The sequence below is a fragment of the Vibrio sp. ZOR0018 genome, from assembly GCF_963865925.1.
Lineage (GTDB): Bacteria > Pseudomonadota > Gammaproteobacteria > Enterobacterales > Vibrionaceae > Vibrio > Vibrio anguillarum.
Genome location: NZ_CAWMCN010000121.1, coordinates 203,722 through 222,576, shown reverse-complemented (window position 1 = coordinate 222,576; position 18,855 = coordinate 203,722). Strand labels below are relative to the sequence as shown.

The 18,855-nt window shown below is 46.3% G+C and carries 13 protein-coding genes and 5 pseudogenes; 7 read left to right on the top strand and 11 right to left on the bottom strand.

Translation table 11 applies throughout. The features are described from left to right. Positions 1-46 precede the first annotated feature (46 nt). Positions 47-896, bottom strand: a pseudogene (locus AACR75_RS14360) (IS630 family transposase). A gap of 143 nt (positions 897-1,039) precedes the next feature. Between AACR75_RS14360 and AACR75_RS14355 the strand changes: the two are divergent. The 3 pseudogenes from AACR75_RS14355 to AACR75_RS14345 all read left to right on the top strand — a co-directional run bounded on the left by AACR75_RS14355 (position 1,040) and on the right by AACR75_RS14345 (position 4,521). Next, positions 1,040-1,937 (top strand): annotated as a pseudogene (locus tag AACR75_RS14355) (IS5 family transposase). Between the two features lie 250 nt (positions 1,938-2,187). Beyond that, positions 2,188-2,324 (top strand): annotated as a pseudogene (locus AACR75_RS14350) (ISAs1 family transposase); the annotation flags it as partial. Positions 2,325-2,633: 309 nt separating this feature from the next. Next, positions 2,634-4,521, top strand: a pseudogene (locus AACR75_RS14345) (methyl-accepting chemotaxis protein). Positions 4,522-4,587: 66 nt separating this feature from the next. Here AACR75_RS14345 and AACR75_RS14340 read toward each other — a convergent pair. Together AACR75_RS14340 and AACR75_RS14335 are read right to left on the bottom strand one after the other, a co-directional pair. Next, the gene (locus tag AACR75_RS14340) at positions 4,588-5,823 is read right to left on the bottom strand and encodes a mechanosensitive ion channel family protein (protein WP_017045418.1); all 1,236 of its coding nucleotides are present in this window, start codon (positions 5,821-5,823) and stop codon (positions 4,588-4,590) included. Positions 5,824-5,991: 168 nt separating this feature from the next. Further along, the gene (locus tag AACR75_RS14335) at positions 5,992-6,918 is read right to left on the bottom strand and encodes a D-2-hydroxyacid dehydrogenase (RefSeq protein WP_047690633.1); all 927 of its coding nucleotides are present in this window, start codon (positions 6,916-6,918) and stop codon (positions 5,992-5,994) included. 71 nt (positions 6,919-6,989) lie between these two features. Between AACR75_RS14335 and AACR75_RS14330 the strand changes: the two genes are divergently transcribed. Continuing rightward, positions 6,990-7,577, top strand: coding sequence for a YjaG family protein (locus AACR75_RS14330; RefSeq protein WP_026028258.1), 588 nt, complete (start codon positions 6,990-6,992; stop codon positions 7,575-7,577). A 185-nt stretch (positions 7,578-7,762) separates the two neighbouring features. On the opposite strand, the pseudogene AACR75_RS14325 reads toward AACR75_RS14330, so the two are convergent. Further along, positions 7,763-8,121, bottom strand: a pseudogene (locus tag AACR75_RS14325) (endonuclease domain-containing protein). A gap of 17 nt (positions 8,122-8,138) precedes the next feature. Then, on the bottom strand, positions 8,139-9,194 hold the full coding sequence (locus AACR75_RS14320) for a CNNM domain-containing protein (RefSeq protein ID WP_017048893.1): 1,056 nt from the start codon (positions 9,192-9,194) through the stop codon (positions 8,139-8,141). A 348-nt stretch (positions 9,195-9,542) separates the two neighbouring features. On the opposite strand from AACR75_RS14320, the gene hupA reads away from it, so the two are divergent. Continuing rightward, the gene (gene hupA, locus AACR75_RS14315) at positions 9,543-9,815 is read left to right on the top strand and encodes a nucleoid-associated protein HU-alpha (protein WP_010320328.1); all 273 of its coding nucleotides are present in this window, start codon (positions 9,543-9,545) and stop codon (positions 9,813-9,815) included. Positions 9,816-9,857: 42 nt separating this feature from the next. Further along, positions 9,858-10,547 (top strand): DUF1481 domain-containing protein, encoded by a 690-nt coding sequence (locus AACR75_RS14310; protein WP_017046802.1) that lies wholly within the window; start codon positions 9,858-9,860, stop codon positions 10,545-10,547. 119 nt (positions 10,548-10,666) lie between these two features. Here AACR75_RS14310 and purD read toward each other — a convergent pair whose 3' ends face one another. Continuing rightward, positions 10,667-11,962: a phosphoribosylamine--glycine ligase gene (purD, locus tag AACR75_RS14305; protein WP_047690631.1), complete on the bottom strand. Its 1,296-nt coding sequence runs from the start codon at positions 11,960-11,962 to the stop codon at positions 10,667-10,669. Between the two features lie 248 nt (positions 11,963-12,210). After that, positions 12,211-13,821 (bottom strand): bifunctional phosphoribosylaminoimidazolecarboxamide formyltransferase/IMP cyclohydrolase, encoded by a 1,611-nt coding sequence (gene purH / locus AACR75_RS14300; RefSeq protein ID WP_047690629.1) that lies wholly within the window; start codon positions 13,819-13,821, stop codon positions 12,211-12,213. A gap of 164 nt (positions 13,822-13,985) precedes the next feature. On the opposite strand from purH, the gene zntR reads away from it, so the two are divergent. After that, positions 13,986-14,384 (top strand): Zn(2+)-responsive transcriptional regulator, encoded by a 399-nt coding sequence (gene zntR, locus AACR75_RS14295; RefSeq protein ID WP_017046798.1) that lies wholly within the window; start codon positions 13,986-13,988, stop codon positions 14,382-14,384. Between the two features lie 28 nt (positions 14,385-14,412). Here zntR and AACR75_RS14290 read toward each other — a convergent pair whose 3' ends face one another. The 4 genes from AACR75_RS14290 to prmA form a co-directional block, all read right to left on the bottom strand. After that, on the bottom strand, positions 14,413-16,053 hold the full coding sequence (locus AACR75_RS14290) for a methyl-accepting chemotaxis protein (RefSeq protein WP_047690627.1): 1,641 nt from the start codon (positions 16,051-16,053) through the stop codon (positions 14,413-14,415). A 400-nt stretch (positions 16,054-16,453) separates the two neighbouring features. Beyond that, a complete protein-coding gene (fis, locus tag AACR75_RS14285; RefSeq protein WP_010320338.1) occupies positions 16,454-16,750 on the bottom strand; it encodes a DNA-binding transcriptional regulator Fis in 297 nt (98 codons plus the stop codon). A 23-nt stretch (positions 16,751-16,773) separates the two neighbouring features. Next, complete coding sequence (dusB, locus tag AACR75_RS14280; RefSeq protein ID WP_010320339.1) at positions 16,774-17,742, bottom strand: tRNA dihydrouridine synthase DusB; 969 nt, start codon at positions 17,740-17,742, stop codon at positions 16,774-16,776. 139 nt (positions 17,743-17,881) lie between these two features. Further along, positions 17,882-18,769 (bottom strand): 50S ribosomal protein L11 methyltransferase, encoded by an 888-nt coding sequence (gene prmA / locus AACR75_RS14275; RefSeq protein WP_013855808.1) that lies wholly within the window; start codon positions 18,767-18,769, stop codon positions 17,882-17,884. Positions 18,770-18,855: the final 86 nt, after the last annotated feature.

The window sequence follows — 18,855 nt, the reverse complement described above, 5'->3', positions numbered from 1 at the left end:
TTTTCTTATTCATGAATCTCAAATATTCACCGTTATCTATATCCAATCAACTTGAAAATGCAGGTTTAATGACCTGAAAATTGTCCGTAATTCTGGATACTAGTGAGCCTGAATTCGGGCAACGTTACATTGAAAAAATGCTTAATAGAAGCGGTAAACGCTTTGCTTGATGAAAAGTAAACATTGTTCCTCACATGCTCATTCATGACCTTCCCAAAGAAGCTAGCAATACTTTCGCTATTTATTGTGTCATAGGCTTCGGTGACAGCCTTGCTAATCTCTTCCAACTGCAATGCGCCAATAATATTCAAACGAGTGCGACTGCCTGTTGTTTCGATGAGCTTATCTTGGCCTTTACGTATCCATCCATAGCTTAGCTTTGTGGTCTGAGTTGAATGAACTGCATCCACGAGGAGAACAGGCGCTTTGCTAGACTTAAAAACATTGTCGATAAAGGCTTGCTGCTCTTTAGGTTTGAATGGGTGTGGTACGCCTTTGGGCTTTTTGCACGAAAACCTATGGTGATGTAACCATTTATTCATGCCAGAAGCGCTGTCGTTCCCCACCCATTCAGCCTGGGTATCAGTGACGATTTGATGGGTATGAAAATAGGTTTTTTCAGTCAAATGCTCGATAAGTTGTCTGGTTTGAGAGGCAGGAAGTCGGCTTTGACTGCCACCATTGTCAGGCTTGATTTTTTTAGAGAGAACATAATTAGTGAGATGAAGAGCGACCGTTGATTCATGGATACAAAGTGCTTGAGAAATCATGCTCTGATTCCAGCCTTCGGAAGTAAGTAGGACCGCTTTGATGCGATCGTATACACGGTTATCACGAGTATAACCGTGTATTTGTTCTAGTTGTTGCTTTTGTTGAGGAGTCAGTATGATTTTCATGGTGCGTAGCATGATTCTGATTTCATTGAAAATCAAGCATCTTCAATGAGCATGGGGATACAGATGTGTTGTTGATTAAATCAGTGGACTCTTTTGCTATTCAGTGATCAAATTATCTATCACAGATGTTTCAGGTGTCAGTCATGGGCAAACCGAAGAACAAAATCACAAACTGGAATCAGTATGATAAGGCATTTGAGCAACGAATTACATTTTGGATTGATGGCTCTGCTATCAATGCTTTGAGATGTACCGAATATTATGAGATGGGGGACCATGAGTTGCAACATACGTGTAGCACTACTGAAATTAAACTGCCTTGATGATTAAAGTGATTTTGTCTCAGCCATCGCGTCTTCTTGGTGGTTTGGTCAATTCCATTTTCAAGATTATGAGTACGTCACGTACATCACCCGATTACACCTCTATCAGTCAACGTGCTAGGGCAGTTGGCGTGAGATGTCGCGCTCTATCAAAAGGGCTTGTTAGACTATTCCACCGATTTGAAAGTGTCCGGTGAAAGGGAATGGAAAGTCCGAAAGCATGGCAGTGATAACTAGGGAGAAATGACGCAAGCTCCATTTGGCCGTTGATGTTTGTACGTATAAAGTCATCAGTGCTGGAGTCAGTTTAGTGAGTGTTAGAGATAGTGAAGAGCTTCCGACATTACTTTATCCACTCCGGAAAAAAATTTAAAAAGAGTCAGATAATGGAGTTTACGATACAAAAAATGCCATAACGTCTTACAGGGTAAAGGGAGCTCTCCTCTCATTCCACCTAGGAAAGTTCAGGATATTGGGAATATCATCATTCAAGAAACGATGCGGTATTGGCATTGAAAACGAATAACCTAGCTCAATGGAAAATTGATTCTGGGTATTATTTTGGATCGCTCTCAGAAACCGTCATGTTGAAATACAAAGGGCTAACCAATAGCACGCTGATACTCTGTAGTTACAAAATGGTCAAGTCTTTGCCAGTGCCAAAGCAATAAACAAAGTCATAAGATTCAGTATGCCGGAAATAAAAGCTATTGCTTAACATGCGGCCAATTAGAGCTAGCTCTGCATCGAGCTTGATTTGATCAACAATGCTGTATATAAAGAGAAAACTCTTAATGAAATGATTAATTGCTGATCTTAATGGGATACTAACTCAAGCCAACACTTCTAATTATACAAAAGTTCTACTCAGAATGCTGATCTGTACTGATAGTTTTGTATGCTGGGTTAGGTGAGTAAAATCCGATCTTAATCAATTAGACTGAACACTTCAGTAAACGACTTTTGCTAGTTTTGCTAGGATTCGGCAGATGTGTTTGAGCATGTTAAAGACTGAACCTTATTTAAAGGTGGTTTCAAACGTAAACGGATGAAGTGTGCAATGGATGAAAATTACCTGAGTAAAGTTATTGTAAGCCTTACGTGACGAAAATGTTCATGGAGAGCCCACCACAAAGCAGGCTTTTGCTGCTACGTTGCGCAGTTTAGGTTATGAGGTGATAGATTGAGCGCAATGTTTTGCCGTGTTAATTGCATTGTTAATAGCAGTAACTTACTTTTAATAGGTGTAAAAGATTTGTATCCATTAGCAACTAAACGATAACGCTTTGTGGCTTAGACTGTGGCTTGGACTTTTTGTCGGTTAATTACGACGCAGTATGAGTGCAAAGTGAACATGTGTAGTGGGCGATTCTTACAAACAAAACCTAATCTATTTCACCAACGGGGGTGAGTTGTGAATCTATCGTTAAAAGGTAAGTTGATAATGACAAGTTTGCTTGTTGTTATTGTGATGGCGGTGGTGTTGACGTTACTGTCGGCAAATTTATTGAAAGATGAAACGGAGAGTGGCATCAAGGAAAGGGTGTATGGTATCTCGAAATCGGCAACGAGTTCGATTACCCAATGGTTGGATGTTCGTAGCAAAGTTATTAGCGCGGTGATCCCTCACACGATGAAGGAAGATTCACTGCCTTTTTTACAGCAAGCTCAGCAAGGCGCACAGTTTGATTTACTCTATTTCGGCACTGAGCAAGGCACCATGCACCGTTCTATTCCGTCTCGAGGTGCAGACAATGCAAGCTATGATCCTCGGACAAGAGGATGGTATCAAGAAGCGAAAAATAGCTCCGGCACGATATTAACTGCCGCCTATGCTGATGCGATCACGGGCGCTTTGATGGTAACGCTCGCTGAACCGATTAAGAAAAACGGACAGTTTTGGGGCGTTATTGGTGCTGATGTGTTAATTGATCAATTGGTGAAGGATGTCATTGCGATTGATGCAGGGGCAAAATCAAACGCTATGTTGATCAACCGTGATACAGGGTTAATTGTTGCACACCGTAATAAAGATTTGATTCTCAAACCGCTGGCTTCTTATAGCCCTAACCTAACGCAGCAAGTCATCGACCGCTCAATCAGAGAACAAAATACAAACCGTGATGGTTGGTGATGTCGAAAAATTATTATTCTTTACCGCCGTTCCTGAGACTGACTGGGTGCTCGGCATTGAGCTCGATAAAGAGGTGGAGTACACCAATATTGGCGCTCTCTTTATGCAATTAACCTCGATATCAGTCGCCATTACAATTTTGGTCGTGATCGTGTTTTCGGCATTGGTTGGCTTCTTACTGCGTGACTTGGGCCGAGTCTCCCAAGCATTGGCGGAAATTGCAGACGGTGATGCTGACCTTACGCAGCGCATTGAACCACGTTATCAAGATGAAGTAGGCGCACTGGCGAATAACTTTAATCAGTTTGTCGGTAATATGCACGGCATGATCAAGCGCTTCCATGAAGTGTCGCAAGGGTTAACACTGCAAGCAGAAAACACCGCAGCGCAAGCCCATGAACGTACCCGACGCATTATGGTGCAACAAGATGAAATCAACATGGTGGCCACTGCGATTAACGAAATGGCGGCCGCAACGCAAGAGATTGCAGGCAATGCAGATAATACAGCGGCCACGTCTTTGGATACGGTGAAAATTTCTAACCACGGCGTTGAGCAGGTGAAAAATACTCAACAGTCGATCAGTGAGTTGTCGAAAGAGATGACGGTAGCCAAAGAAGTCATTGAGAACTTGAACCAGCATGCACAAAACATCAATACGATCTTGTCAGCGATTCAGGGCATTGCTGAGCAAACCAACTTACTGGCACTGAATGCGGCGATTGAAGCGGCAAGGGCGGGTGAGCAAGGGCGTGGATTCGCGGTGGTAGCGGATGAAGTTCGGGTACTCAGCCAACGAACGCACAGTTCGACGCAAGAGATTCAACAGACGATTGAAACGTTGCAGAAAACCACGACTCAGGCCGTGAACATCATGACTGAGAGTAGCAAGCTTTCCGAAAGTAGCGTGGAAGATGCTAACGTGGCCGCGCAAAGCTTAGTGAAAATTGGTGAAGCGGTCGGCACGATCAGCGATATGGCAACCCAAATTGCAACCGCCGCAGAAGAACAGGCGTCAGTCACAGAGGAAATTACGCGTAATACCCAAGGTATACGCGACGTCTCTGATGAACTGGCAAAAGAAGCGCAAGAAGCTTCCCAACAAGCTGAATTGCTTTCTAGCTTATCTAAAGAGCTTCAACAAGAAATTAACCGCTTTAAACTGTAACCCTTCTCGATCACTTTACGATTAAACCTCCCCCATTAGGGGGAGGAAACTCAGGCAATGTCATGTTTACCTTGCGAGTGCTTGAAAGTCACTGCCAGTTGGCGCTTGAGAAACGCGTAGGCCGAAGTCGGGCAGTACGGAGTAAATGTGGTCAAAAATATCGGACTGAATACCTTCATACTCGACCCACACGACCGTATTGGTGAAACAATAGATCTCCAGCGCGACGCCATCGTGCGTGGGGGCCAGTTGGCGCACCATTAATGTCATGCCTTGGTGAATTTGGGGATGGTTACGCAAGTAACGTTCTAGATAGGCACGAAAACTGCCAATGTTGGTTAAGCGGCGGCCATTGATGCGGCAGGCTAAATCGAGTTGGCTCATCTGATTATAGGCGTTGAGCTCTTGTTCTTTTTCGGCCAAGTAGGGCTCTAAAAGTTGTGCTTTGCGTAGGTAGCTTTGCTCTTCTGGCGTCAGAAAGTGAATGCTGTTGGCATCAATTAATACGCTGCGTTTAATGCGTCGGCCGCCTGATTCTTGCATCCCTTTCCAGTTTTTAAACGAATCAGAGATCAAGGCATAAGTCGGAATAGTGGTGATGGTTTTATCCCAGTTTTGCACTTTGACTGTGGTCAGGCTAATGTCGATGACGTTACCGTCTGCGCCATATTTGGGCATTTCGAGCCAGTCACCGACGCTTAGCATTTGGTTCGCTGAAAGCTGAATCCCCGCCACTAACCCTAAAATCGGGTCTTTAAATACCAGCATGATGACCGCCGTCATCGCACCTAAACCGCTCAGCAGTAGCACTGGTGATTTGCCAATTAAAATTGACGTCGCAAACAGTGCGGCGATAACAAATGCGATGATTTTGATGCTTTGAATAATGCCTTTGAGCGGAATGTTACGGCTGGTTGCACTGCGATAAAGTAACGTTTCTACCACATTGAGCAGAGCGTAACTGCTTAATAGGCCAAAGAGAATAATCCACAGTAAGGTCAATGTATGCAGCAGTTCGTAAGTCGCACTGGCGTGGCTAAGCCATAACTGAGTTTGAATTGAAATGACAATCCCTTGAATTAACAAGGCAAAGCGGCTGAAAAGCTTTTTGCTAAACAGAATGTTTTGTAAAACTTGTGCGTTGGTTGTGCGCCTCTGTAGCCATAGGCTCACCCCTCGGTGCAACACTAAATGGATAACGATAGAAATAAGCGCGATAAGCCCAAGTGCTTCAGCAATCGGCAGCAGTTGTTCTAAATTAATGTTCAGTGATTGTAGCCACGAAGTGATGGCTGAAGGCATGATTTGCTCCTTGTGTCATTAGGCGATACCGTTCCTGTTTTACCGCATTAACCCGTGTTCGATGCGGCAGTGTATTCTCGACAGCAATGGCAAGTGGTTTGCGTGTCTATAGTAACATTGAGTTAAGGTTTCCCTAGGCTTAGTGCCGATTATTAACCGCTATTTGACCTAATAGCCTTTTTCAAAATCAATTCTGTTTTCAAGTTGGAACCCGTCTTGCCACAAGCCGTAATTACGGGTGAAAATCTCAACCACTTGCTCAGGAAAACTCACTGCTGCGATGTGCGGGGTAAGGCTAATGGCAGGGTGCGTCCAGAACGGGTGATCTTCGCTTAATGGCTCTTTTTCAAATACATCGAGGTAGGCGTGTTGAATGTGCCCCTCTTCAATCAGTGCAATCAAATCACTCTCAACAAGGTTTTTACCGCGCCCGACATTAAACAGTAATGCATTGTGGCAATGGCTCAACGTACTTTGATTGAGCAAGCCTTTGGTGTGCGGCGTGTTGGGTAACGTACTGACCACAACCTCCGCATGGGCGAGGGCAGTAGCAAGCTCGTTAATGTGATAGGTTTTATCAAAACCCCCGTTTTTAGCTGGGATGCCAGTGCGGTTGACGCCAATCACGTGCAAACCAAAGGCTTTGGCTACTTTTGCTAAATGGCTGCCAATCGAGCCTGTGCCGAGGATCACCATGGTTTTATCATTGATCGATTGATAAGGGTGGGTCTGCCACTGTTTAGCCGCTTGTTGCTGCGCGTAGCAAGCAAAGTGGCGAAAGTGTGCAATCAGGTTGCCCAGAACGTATTCAGCAATTTGCTGGCCGAAGATGCCTTTAACGTTGGTGAGCTCATAATCTTGACGAAGTTGTGGCGACATTAAGGTGTCGACGCCTGCATATTCCGAGTGCAACCATTCCAGTTGCGGAAAATCGTCCAAATACTTTGCCGCCAGTGGTGGTGCGGCCAGCAAAATGGTTGCTTCGCTGCGATCGTCAGTGATGGTTAAGCCGCTCAACTGTGCCTGTTCAATCGCTTGTCGATAAATATCGTTGTGTTCGGTCAGAATATAGAGTTTATGAGTGAAATTGTTCATCGGCTTTGCTTTTTTCCCTGTTGGTTATCAAGTACACTTCCGCTGTCTTTTTCTGCTGCGATTGAGTGATTATGCTACAAAACCCTCTGCAGGTTCGTCTTGAGAAATTTGAACCTTGGCAACAAATTACTTTTATGGCGTGTTTGTGTGAACGTATGTACCCGAACTATGCCATGTTTTGCGACAATACTGAATTTGCTCACACGCGAGTATATCGAGATATTCTCGACAGTGTTTGGGAATTGCTCACGGTAAAAAGTGCCAAAATCAATTTCGAGAACCAATTGGAGAAGTTGGAAGAGATCATTCCAAGCTCAGAAGATTTTGATGTTTACGCTGTGTACCCAGCAATTGATGCGTGTGTGGCTTTGTCTCACCTACTTCACGGCCTGCTTGATCGCGATTATCTGTATGAAAACATGCAAAAAATCAGTCAGGTGTCGGTGCTGACAGTGGCGCAGTTAGAAGAAGCGCAAACGGGCGAAGAGATCACCAACGACAATCAAAAACAAAATGAAGCGGTCTGCGCTGAATGGGATGTACAGTGGGCTATTTTCCGCCCTCTGCGTGAAGCCGTAGAGCGAGATATTGATTTGATTAAAGACCTACGCCAAGAGCTACGCGACGAAGGCGTGAGCAACATTGGTGTGAGTTTGTAGTACACCCCCTCCTAACCTCCCCCTAGAAGGGGGAGGGACTAAAAGCGCTCTCGTCTCCCTTGAAGGTGGATGGGCAAAAGCGCGTTCGTCTTCCTGAAAAAGGATTGATAAAAGCGTTCGTTTCGGTGCCGAAAGGTGCTGATTACAGTGATCGCTTTTAAATTCCCTCCCCTTTGAGGGGAGGGTTAGAGTGGGGTGTTTAAGTAGCGACAAATATCCTCAACAACATCATCAAGCTGTATTCGTACTTCCTCGTTTGTATACCGTAAAACACGAATGCCAAATTGCTCTAGATAATCAGTTTTTGCTTGGTCGTAGATATAAGAAGACTCGCTGAAATGAGAGTCACCATCGATTTCAATCACCAGCCGATGACTTGGCGCATAAAAATCCACGATATAAGGACCAATACCAAACTGACGGCGAAATTTAGTGCCTAGTTGTTGGCATCGTAACTTTGCCCACACACACTTTGTTCTGATGCTGTAGCGTTAGTACGCAATGTTCTACGCCGCATTTTTGTCGATTTAGGATTAGATTCCATTCTATTTCCTTTATTTTCTATTCCTCATCCCTGTTTTCAATGACGCCGTGTGTTTTCTTCCAACGTTCCCAGCGCTGGTAAGCAAGCTGCTGCATGTCGGTGGTTTTATCTGCTTCATCAATGATCTCTTCACCCAGTAGGTATTCAAAAATATCCTCTAAGGTCAGAATGCCTTGTACTGTGCCGTATTCATCAACGATTAACGCCAGTTGCAGCCGTTTTTGCATCATTTGATCAAACGCCTTTAATAAGCTCATTTTGTTGAGCAGCGCATGAAGCGGCCTCATGACTTCTTCTAAACGTTTACTGCCTTGGCCCTTTTGTTGCAGTTTAAATAGCTCTAAGCGATGCACAAAACCGATGATGTCCTCTTTGCTTTCGCCATAAATAAGCGGACGCGAAAAGGGCGTATCTCTATGTTGCACGAGAAACTCGTCGATAGTGAGTTGCGCGCTGGCGCGAAACAAAACCGGGCGCGGTGTCATCACTTGAGTCACTGGGACGTGTTGGATAGCCAACAAGTTATTGAGTATTTTTGATTCGCCATCGGCAAACTCACCGCTTTCATTGGCCAGCATGGCCATCGCGGAGAGTTCATCACGCATTTTGGGTGCTTCATGGTGACGCGCTAAGCGTTTGGTGATCTGCTCTGAAAACCAGACAAAAGGTGTCAGCGCCCACACCATCCAGCGTAAAACTACCGCAGAAGCTGGCGCAAGTTGACGCCAATAGGTTGCGCCAATGGTTTTCGGTACGATTTCCGACAACACCAAAATGCCTAGAGTTAGCACCGCAGAAAATACGCCGAGCCATTCGCTACCAAATACGACCGCCGCTTGTGCGCCTGCGCTGGCGGCACCGATGGTGTGAGCAATGGTGTTGAGCGTGAGAATCGATGCCAAGGGACGGTCAATGTCCGCTTTGAGCTTGCTTAATTTATCAGCTGAAGGGTGAGCATTTTGGCGCAACTGAGCAAGGTAACTTGGTGTGATGCTCAGTAGCACAGCTTCAAGAACCGAACAGATAAAAGAGACACCGATGGCAACGGCAATATAAACCGTAAGCAAAAACATGATTGTTCCTTAGTTTTAATCTATACCAAATCAATACTGCGTTGAGCTTGCTCCATGCCAATGTCGGTCATTGGAGGCTCTACCTGCGTAGGATTGCACTGATATATTAGGTCGCTTAAGTGACCTGAAATATCAGGTATCCAAGCATAAGTACGCTATAAATAAGGGCTTACAGCGTCAAAAACAAGCGGATATTCTTTGTCAATCAGTAACAAATTGTGAGTTATTGCTCATATTGTGGTTAAAAGTGCGGCATAGAGACAAAAGATCAGCGACAAACCTTTGCCAGACGGGGGCTTTATGTTTTAGAGTGAGGTCAATTCGATAACACATGAGAAGGGAAACCTAATGAACAAGACCCAATTAATCGACTTTATCGCTGAAAAAGCAGACTTATCTAAAGCACAAGCAAAAGCTGCTCTTGAGGCGACTTTAGGCGCAGTTGAAGGCGCTCTCAAAGAGGGTGACCAAGTTCAACTAATTGGTTTTGGTACATTCAAAGTAAACCACCGTGCAGCGCGTACTGGCCGTAACCCTAAAACAGGTGCTGAGATTCAAATCGCAGCAGCTAACGTTCCAGCATTTGTAGCCGGTAAAGCACTGAAAGATTCAGTGAAATAATTTATACTACGCCGAGATACTCTCTCGGCGTAGATTTCTCCCATGAAAAAAATTCTTTTATCCATTCTATTTCCCCTCGTCTTAGTGGGATGCTCCTCCTCTAGCCATACGCCTAGTCTCGAACAATATTCCAATTATACCAGTGGGCAAACCATGGGTGATGCCACCAGTTTTTATTGGTATATCGAGCGTTCGGCCTCTCCAAACAGCGCCGCTGATTATGTCGCATCAGGTGATTATGGTTGGTATAAAACCAATTATCGCTGGGATGAAGGGACATTAAGAGAGCTCAAGCGCGAAGGTGAGCAGCTACAAAAGAAATCGCTCGTACCTTATTCGGTTCACTTACGTTTTAATGACGCTGGCGAGGCCATTTATCAACAATACCGTGTCGATGGAAAAATACTGCCACTCGATGAAGAACAGCTTTCCCATTACCTGCAACAAGCACAATACCTGATCTCAGAAACCAAAAATAAAGACAACCAAGGGTTAGAACTGATTCAAGGGGTGTGGGATGGCGAAGTGTTTGAAACCTGCACGGGTCATGAATACACGCAGATGGAATTTAACCAAACGCTGCCCAGTTTTGTGGTCAGTCGTTTAGCATCATTGGATAACTACATCGCATTTTTAGGTAAAATCCGCAATAACCGTGTCTATATCGAAGAGCTATTAATGCTTGCTGATGAGAATCATGGCTGTGTCGACAAACCGCAATTGTTGAAGTGATGATTAAGTTCATCTCGAAGTGGGTTTAGCACCAAGCCGATACAGAAGTATGAACATGAAGTATAAAAATAAGGCGCTCAATGAGCGCCTTATTGGATCATAACCTAGCCTTGTCGTTGTTATTTTGTTGTCTGTTGTTCACGAGCTATCGCGCGGTAGCCAATATCGCTGCGATAGAACATGCCATCCCAGTTGACCTGTTTGGCTAATTGATAAGCGCGCTGCTGCGCTTGTGAAACCGTGTTACCCAGTGCGGTTGCGCATAACACGCGACCACCGTTGGTGACGACTTCTCCAGCTTGGTCGCTTGTGCCTGCGTGGAAGATTTTCTCACCCATGACTTCTTGCGTTGGTAAGCCAGAAATGACGTCTCCTTTCGCGTAGTCGGCAGGGTAACCGCCAGCGGCCAAAACAATACCGATAGAAGCGCGTGGGTCCCATTTTGACTCCACTTGATCGAGTTTGCCTTCTAGAGCGGCAAGGCAGAGTTCGACCAAATCCGATTGCATCCGCATCATGATCGGCTGAGTTTCAGGGTCACCAAAGCGGCAGTTGTACTCAATCACTTTCGGTGTGCCTTGCGCGTCAATCATTAGCCCAGCGTACAGAAAACCTGTGTAAGGGTTGCCTTCTGCCGCCATACCGCGCACCGTTGGATAAATCACCTCTTGCATCACGCGCTCATGGATCTCGGGCGTGACCACCGGAGCTGGCGAGTAAGCGCCCATGCCGCCAGTATTGGGGCCACTGTCTTTATCGCCGACGCGTTTATGATCTTGGCTGGTGGCCATAGGGAGAACATTTACGCCATCGACCATGACAATGAAGCTCGCTTCTTCTCCATCTAAGAACTCTTCAATCACCACACGGCTGCCTGCATGACCAAAGGCATTGCCTGCGAGCATATCTTGAATCGCGTCTTCGGCCTCTTGCAGCGTCATCGCCACAATGACCCCTTTGCCAGCGGCAAGGCCATCGGCTTTGACCACAATCGGCGCGCCTTGCTGGCGGACGTATGCCAAAGCAGGTTCAATTTCTGTGAAATTAGCGTAAGCCCCAGTAGGAATATGATGACGAGCTAAGAAATCTTTGGTGAACGCTTTAGAGCCTTCGAGCTGCGCTGCCGCTTGAGTCGGGCCAAAGATGGGTAAATCCGCCTTACGGAAAGCATCCACCACGCCAAGCACTAAGGGTGTTTCTGGGCCAACAATGGTCAGTTCAATACGTTTTTCTTGAGCAAAAGCGACCAAACCAGCAATGTCTTCCACTGCAATGTTGACGTTCTCAAGTTTAGGCTCAAGCGCTGTGCCCGCATTACCCGGAGCAACAAAGACAGTTTTAACATTTGGGTTTTGAGCGACTTTCCAACCCAGAGCGTGCTCACGACCGCCAGCACCTATAATCAGAATGTTCATCTATGAGTATCCTTTAACGTATAGAGTTTGTTTGTTGCCATTTACCCCCTCCTAACCTCCCCCTTAAAGGGGGAGGAACTTGGATGACAATATCTCCCCTTGAAGGGAAGGAACTTGGAGAACAATACCTCTTCCTAAAAGTTAGGTGAGGTCACTTCGTTCTATTCTCCCTCCCCTAAAAGGGAAGTCAGGTCACTTGGTTTCTATTCCCTCCCCTTCTAGGGGAGGGCTAGGGTGGGGTAAGGTTTTTAGTGACGGAAGTGACGCATACCAGTAAAGATCATCGCCATGCCGTGTTCATCGGCGGCGGCAATCACTTCGTCATCGCGCATCGAACCGCCCGGTTGAATCACACACTTGATGCCCGCTTGCGCTGCGGCATCAATGCCGTCACGGAACGGGAAGAAAGCATCAGAAGCCATCACACATCCTTCTACTTGCAAGCCTTCATCGGCCGCTTTGATGCCTGCAATTTTGGCTGAATAAACGCGGCTCATTTGGCCTGCGCCCACGCCAACAGTCATGTCACCTTTTGAGTAAACAATCGCGTTTGATTTGACGTATTTAGCTACTTTCCAGCAGAAAAGAGCATCTTTGATCTCTTCTTCACTCGGCTGGCGCTTGGTTACGATTTTGAGATCATCAAGGCTAACCATGCCTTGATCGCGATCTTGTACCAGTAAGCCACCATTGACGCGTTTCACGTCAAAGCCCGTGGTTTTCGCTGACCATTCACCGCACTCAAGCAGGCGCACGTTTTTCTTCGCCGCAACCACTTCAATCGCTTCCGCTGAAACGGTTGGTGCGATGATCACTTCAACAAACTGGCGCTCAACAATCGCCGCTGCGGTTTGTGCGTCTAGCTCGCGGTTAAAAGCGATGATGCCACCAAAGGCAGACGTTGGGTCGGTTTGGTAAGCGCGGTTGTAGGCTTGAAGAATATCACTGCCCAAGGCAACGCCACATGGGTTGGCGTGTTTGACAATCACACACGCTGGCTCAGCGAACTCTTTCACACACTCAAGAGCGGCGTCGGTATCGGCGATGTTGTTGTAAGAGAGCGCTTTACCTTGGAGTTGGCGTGCCGTAGAGACTGACGCTTCCTCTGGGTTGGCTTCAACATAGAAAGCGGCCGCTTGGTGACTGTTCTCACCGTAACGCATGTCTTGTTTTTTCAGGAATTGTTGGTTGAAGGTGCGCGGGAATTTGCTCTCTTCATCACCCTTCTTTCCTTCTTCATCAAGTAAAGAGGCTCCATAGGATGGAACCATAGTGCCGAAGTAGTTGGCGATCATGCCATCGTAAGCAGCGGTGTGTTCAAAAGCGGCAATCGCAAGGTCAAAACGTGTTTCGAGTGTTAGCGAATTGTCGTTCGCATCCATCTCGGCAATGACACGGTCGTAGTCATGTGCATTCACCACTATGGTCACGTCTTTGTGGTTTTTCGCCGCAGAACGCACCATAGTTGGTCCACCAATGTCGATATTTTCTACCGCATCAGCTAGGGTACAACCTGCTTTAGCAACGGTTTCGGCAAACGGGTAAAGGTTGACGACTACCATATCAATCGGCTTAATACCGTGTTGTTGCATGATGTCGTCATCTTGACCGCGGCGGCCCAGCACGCCACCGTGTACTTTCGGGTGCAATGTTTTTACGCGACCGTCCATCATCTCAGGAAAACCGGTGTAGTCAGAAACTTCTGTAACAGCAATACCTTGGTCTGCTAATAAGCGAGCGGTGCCACCAGTAGAAAGAATATCGACACCGCGCTTCGCGAGAGCTTGAGCGAACTCAACAATGCCGGTTTTGTCTGATACGCTGATCAATGCGCGGTGAATAGGACGAGCGTTATTCATGCTTCGGTCTTCCTCAAATCATGGAGTTAATAGGAAATTTGATGGCGCACATTCTAACCAAACAATCATCAAAAAGCTCGCGCAATCGTTTGGCATCGCAAAATTTTTTATAAAAACGGCGATATTGGGTATCAAACGTAATAAAAACGTTAAAGGAGAATGAGATGTTTCAAATTGGAGAGCTCGCCAAACGCTGTAAAGTTTCAACCGATACGCTGCGTTTTTATGAAAAAAATGCGCTAATAAAACCGGCGGGGCGCAGTGAGTCTGGTTATCGTTTATATAATCAAAAAAATCAGCAGCAGGTGAGTTTTATTCTCAAAGCCAAAGAGCTAGGGCTCAGTTTGGATGAGATCAAAGAGTTACTGGAAATAAAGCTGGAAGCGACCGAACACAGCTGTGCAGAAGTGAAATCGATCACCAGCGCTAAGCTGGTGGTGATTGATCAAAAAATCGCCGAGTTAACGGCGATTCGTCAAGCGCTAAAAAAAATCAACGATGCGTGCTGCGGTCATATAGACGACAACGCCAGCCACTGCTCAATTTTAGCAGCATTGGAGTGATCTCATCAGCCGATAAGGCGTGAGTTGCTCACACTTTAAAATGGCTAATGCTCTGTTTCAGTTGTTGGCCACTGTCTGAGAGATATTGACTGGCTGTCGACACTTGATCGGCTTGAGCTGCAGCTTGAGAGCTGTGCTCGGCAATATGAGTCAGATTGCGATTAATCTCTTCTGTAGCGGTGGTTTGCTGGGCGCTTGCCTCTGCAATATGTTCATTGAGTGAGAGAATCTGTTTTATTTGCTCGTCGATCTCATTGAGTACTTGCTGAGCTAAAACGGCTTGTTGCTGTGTGGCGGTTGATTGTTGCTGCGTTTGAGCCATAAATTCTCCCAGCTCTTTTGCGCGAGCCTGTAATCTATTGATTATCTGCTCTATCTCGTTGGTGCTGGTTTGAGTACGCGTTGCCAGCGCCCGTACTTCATCCGCGACGACCGCAAAGCCTCGTCCTTGTTCACCAGCACGTGCTGCTTCAATCGCCGCATTCAGGGCCAATAAGTTGGTTTGTTCAGCTATCCCTTGGATGACCGCCAGTATCGCTCCGACATCTTGTGTCTCTTTGGCGAGGTTTTTAGTGGTGGTGTCAGTGGTGGTCAGTAGTGCAGACAAGGAGTCCATAAAATCAGAAGCTTTGCCAATCACCGAGCTGCCTTCTTTGCCTTTGCTGCTGGCCGTATGCGCGGCTTTCGCGGCACTACTCGCCGCATTAGCCACTTCTTGATTGCTCGCATGCAGTTCGTTCATCGCTGATGCGACCGTATCGACGGATTGCTGCTGCTCTAAGGCTTTGATTGAGGCATGTTGTGAGAGTTGAGTAAGCTCATTTGCCGAGTGGTTAACATTGTCGGTGATCGGTGTGATATTGGTAATGGTATGACGAATCTTCTCTGTGAACTCATTGAAGGCTTGCGCTATGTGTGACAGCTCATCACTACCTTGCACCGAGAGCTGTTTGGTTAAATCACCGTCGCCTTTGGCGATTTCTTCGAGTGCCTGTTTGGTTTCTTCACACGGTTTAGTGATGCTATTTCCTATCACTACTGAAAGAATCAGCATCACAATAATGACGAGGCTAAGAATGAGCAATATCGATTGTAGGCGTTGCCAAATCAACGCATTGACATCGTCGATGTAGACTCCAGAACCGAGGATCCAACCCCAAGGTTTAAATAATTTTACATAAGAGATTTTACCCACATCGACGCTAGAACCCGGTTTGGGCCACATATAGTCGACAAAGCCTTCACCCTGCTGTTTAGCGACTTTAGTAAATTCTACAAACAGTTTTTTTCCGGTCGGGTCTGCGGCATTGGAGAGATCTTTGCCGTCCAATTGGGGCTTCATTGGGTGCATGATCATACTTGGCTGAAGGTCGTTGATCCAAAAATAATCATCAGCCTCGTAGCGCAGTTTCGCGATGGCTTGTTTGGCTTGAGTCTGTGCTTGCTGCTCGGACAAGGTGCCATCGATTTGTAATTGGTGGAAGTAGCTTAATACGCCGTATCCTGTTTCGACGATGTGGCGAGTTTTTGTCTGTTTTGATTGCATTAAATCGTGTTGATAACTATTGAGCATGGAGACAAATGGGATCAACAGTAGCAGTGTGGTGACCGTGGTCAGCAGGTATAAACGCGTTCTAATTTTGGTCTGGCGCAAGTTCAGTAAGCTCATTGACGTCACTCCTTGTCAATCTTCCGAGTGGTTTTATCATTATAGGCCCATTTGACTTGGTGTTTAGATTGTTGCGTCGCCGAGCTCATCTTAGTCACTCCATTTTTTGGGGGATAAAGCCTTACTCATTGTATGCACTGTTCACGACAAGTGATTTGGGGATCGGTCGGTAAATTTCCATCACATGCACAATGTAACCAGTTTGTTGCGGTCGCGTAAATGCGACAACAGAAGAAGAGAGAGCCCGCTCAAACAATCAGATCTCTTTATTGCATTAATGCAAAGTAAAACAGCCCGTTGATATTTTAGTTATCCGTTGGGTGAAAATGAAAAAACCGAGCGCAGAGGCTCGGTTTTAAAAGCGATGGTATCTAGTTGCTAGATTTGTGCAGTAGCTAGATTAGTTCATGCCGTATTTTTTTAGCTTCTTACGAAGAGTGCCGCGGTTGATGCCCATCATGGTTGCTGCGCGAGTTTGGTTACCGCGAGTGTACTGCATGATGGTGTCGAGTAGTGGCTGTTCAACTTCAGCAAGAACTAACTCGTATAGTTCTGTCACTTCTTGGCCGTTTAACTGCGCAAGGTAGTTTTTAAGAGATGCTTTAACTGAATCACGTAGTGGCTTTTGCGTGATTTGATCTTGTGAAGTTACGGTTGTTACTGTGAAAGCTTCTGAAGTCAGGTTTTGTTCGAACATATGCGGTCTAGCTCTTCTCTTAATTATGATGCAACGTTATCAAAATAACCTTCGAGCGCGTCAATTTGCAGCGGTGCTGCGTCAATAGCGTTGAAGGTACGGCGAAACTCACTCGCTTGTTCATGTTCTTTCAGATACCAACCCACATGCTTACGAGCGATGCGAGGGCCTAAATACTCACCATAGAAACTGTGGAGAGCCTGTACATGACCAAGCATAATATCTTTCACTTCCGCAGCCGGAAGTTCAGACATCGTGGTGCCGTTTTCCAAATAGTGTTGGATTTCTTGGAAAATCCACGGGCGACCTTGGGCAGGTCGTCCAATCATTAAAGCGTCAGCGCCGGTGTAATCCAGCACGTATTTCGCCTTCTCTGGGCTATCGATATCACCGTTAGCAATAACCGGAATAGAGATGGCGTTTTTCACCGCTTTAATGCTGTCGTATTCGGCCTCGCCTTTGTACATACACGCTTTGGTTCTGCCATGCAGGGCTAAAGCTTGTATGCCGCAGTCTTCGGCTAATTTAGCGATGTAGACACAGTTTTTGTTGTCTGTGTCCCAGCCAGTACGGGTCTTTAATGTCACTGGGACATCAACGGCGTTCACCACCGCTTTCAAGATCTGTTCAATCGTCTCCGGAAATTGGAGTAAGGCTGAACCCGCCAGCTTTTTATTCACCTTTTTTGCTGGGCAACCCATGTTGATGTCGATGATCTGAGCACCGTTCTCAACACTAAATTGGGCTGCATCGGCCATAAGCTGTGGGTCGGCTCCCGCAATTTGTACCGAGCGAATGCCCGATTCGCCCTCATGTACCATACGTTGCATCGACTTTGACGTATTCCATAGAGCAGGATTAGAGGACATCATTTCACTGACGGCCATGCCTGCTCCATAGCGAAGACACAACTCTCGAAATGGTCTGTCAGTTACTCCTGCCATAGGGGCAACGATAAGATTGTTCTTAAGTTGATAGTTTCCGATTTTCAAAACGTCATCACAGTTCTGTACCAGCAAGGGCGCGCATTTTACGCATTTTTTTACTGCGTGAAAAGACTAATATTTGAGCATTTACAATTTGTTTTAGTAAATCGTATAAAATACAGTCTATTAGCACGCAAAGTCTTATCTAGCCTTGCTTGCGACCCGAGATGCGGCACCACTCATTGAGCTCAATTATCGGGTCAATGTGAAGCTCGTCACGATAATGGTTGGCAACTTCTTCGGCTTGAGTGTCCAAAACACCGGACATCGCAAGTTGGCCATTGGGCTTAAGTAACCCTTTGATCACACCATTCAGGTCACGCAGTGGGCCGGCCAAAATGTTGGCCACAACCACGTCAGCGATTAAGCCTTCAGGTTGATCTTGTGGCAAATACACTTCAAGTTGGTCAGCTACGCCATTGCGTCCTGCGTTGTCGTTAGAAGCAAGCAGTGCTTGTGGGTCGATATCAATACCGACGACTTTGGCTGCGCCCAATTTGATCGCTGCAATGGCTAGGATGCCTGAACCACAACCAAAATCGATGACGGTTTTACCTGTCAGGTCGAGCCCTTCGAGCCACTCTAAACATAATGCGGTCGTCGGGTGAGTCCCTGTACCGAATGCAAGGCCCGGGTCGAGCATTACGTTGACAGCGTCAGGTTCTGGGATTTCACGCCAGCTTGGGCAAATCCACAAACGTTGACCAAATTTCATCGGGTGGAAGTTGTCCATCCATTCACGTTCCCAGTCTTTATCTTCGAGCTGTTCAACTTTGTAGGCAAAGTCATCACTCAGCAGTTTGCTTGAGCGAATTTGGTCAATTATCCATGCGCTATCGGCTTCGGCATCATATAGCGCTAGCACGTCGGTATCGCCCCAAAGGCGAGTTTCGCCCGGAAGCGGTTCAAAAACAGGGGTGTCGTGAGCATCAAGAAAAGTGACGGATACTGCGCCCGTCTCTTCCATCAGCATGTCGCCAATTGGCTCGGCATTGGCGTTAGTTGCGTTCAGTTTAATTTGAATCCAAGGCATGTCAGTTGCTCTGTTATGTCGTCAGTTGGCGCAGAGTTTAGCAGAAACTGACTCGGCTGCCGAAAACAAAAATGCTCACCGAAGTG

Coding starts and splice junctions, on each gene's coding strand:
- AACR75_RS14340 (WP_017045418.1), bottom strand. CDS start 5,823: ATGCCTTCAGCCATCACTTCGTGGCTACAATCACTGAACATTAATTTA.
- AACR75_RS14335 (WP_047690633.1), bottom strand. CDS start 6,918: ATGAACAATTTCACTCATAAACTCTATATTCTGACCGAACACAACGAT.
- AACR75_RS14330 (WP_026028258.1), top strand. CDS start 6,990: ATGCTACAAAACCCTCTGCAGGTTCGTCTTGAGAAATTTGAACCTTGG.
- AACR75_RS14320 (WP_017048893.1), bottom strand. CDS start 9,194: ATGTTTTTGCTTACGGTTTATATTGCCGTTGCCATCGGTGTCTCTTTT.
- hupA (WP_010320328.1), top strand. CDS start 9,543: ATGAACAAGACCCAATTAATCGACTTTATCGCTGAAAAAGCAGACTTA.
- AACR75_RS14310 (WP_017046802.1), top strand. CDS start 9,858: ATGAAAAAAATTCTTTTATCCATTCTATTTCCCCTCGTCTTAGTGGGA.
- purD (WP_047690631.1), bottom strand. CDS start 11,962: ATGAACATTCTGATTATAGGTGCTGGCGGTCGTGAGCACGCTCTGGGT.
- purH (WP_047690629.1), bottom strand. CDS start 13,821: ATGAATAACGCTCGTCCTATTCACCGCGCATTGATCAGCGTATCAGAC.
- zntR (WP_017046798.1), top strand. CDS start 13,986: ATGTTTCAAATTGGAGAGCTCGCCAAACGCTGTAAAGTTTCAACCGAT.
- AACR75_RS14290 (WP_047690627.1), bottom strand. CDS start 16,053: ATGAGCTTACTGAACTTGCGCCAGACCAAAATTAGAACGCGTTTATAC.
- fis (WP_010320338.1), bottom strand. CDS start 16,750: ATGTTCGAACAAAACCTGACTTCAGAAGCTTTCACAGTAACAACCGTA.
- prmA (WP_013855808.1), bottom strand. CDS start 18,769: ATGCCTTGGATTCAAATTAAACTGAACGCAACTAACGCCAATGCCGAG.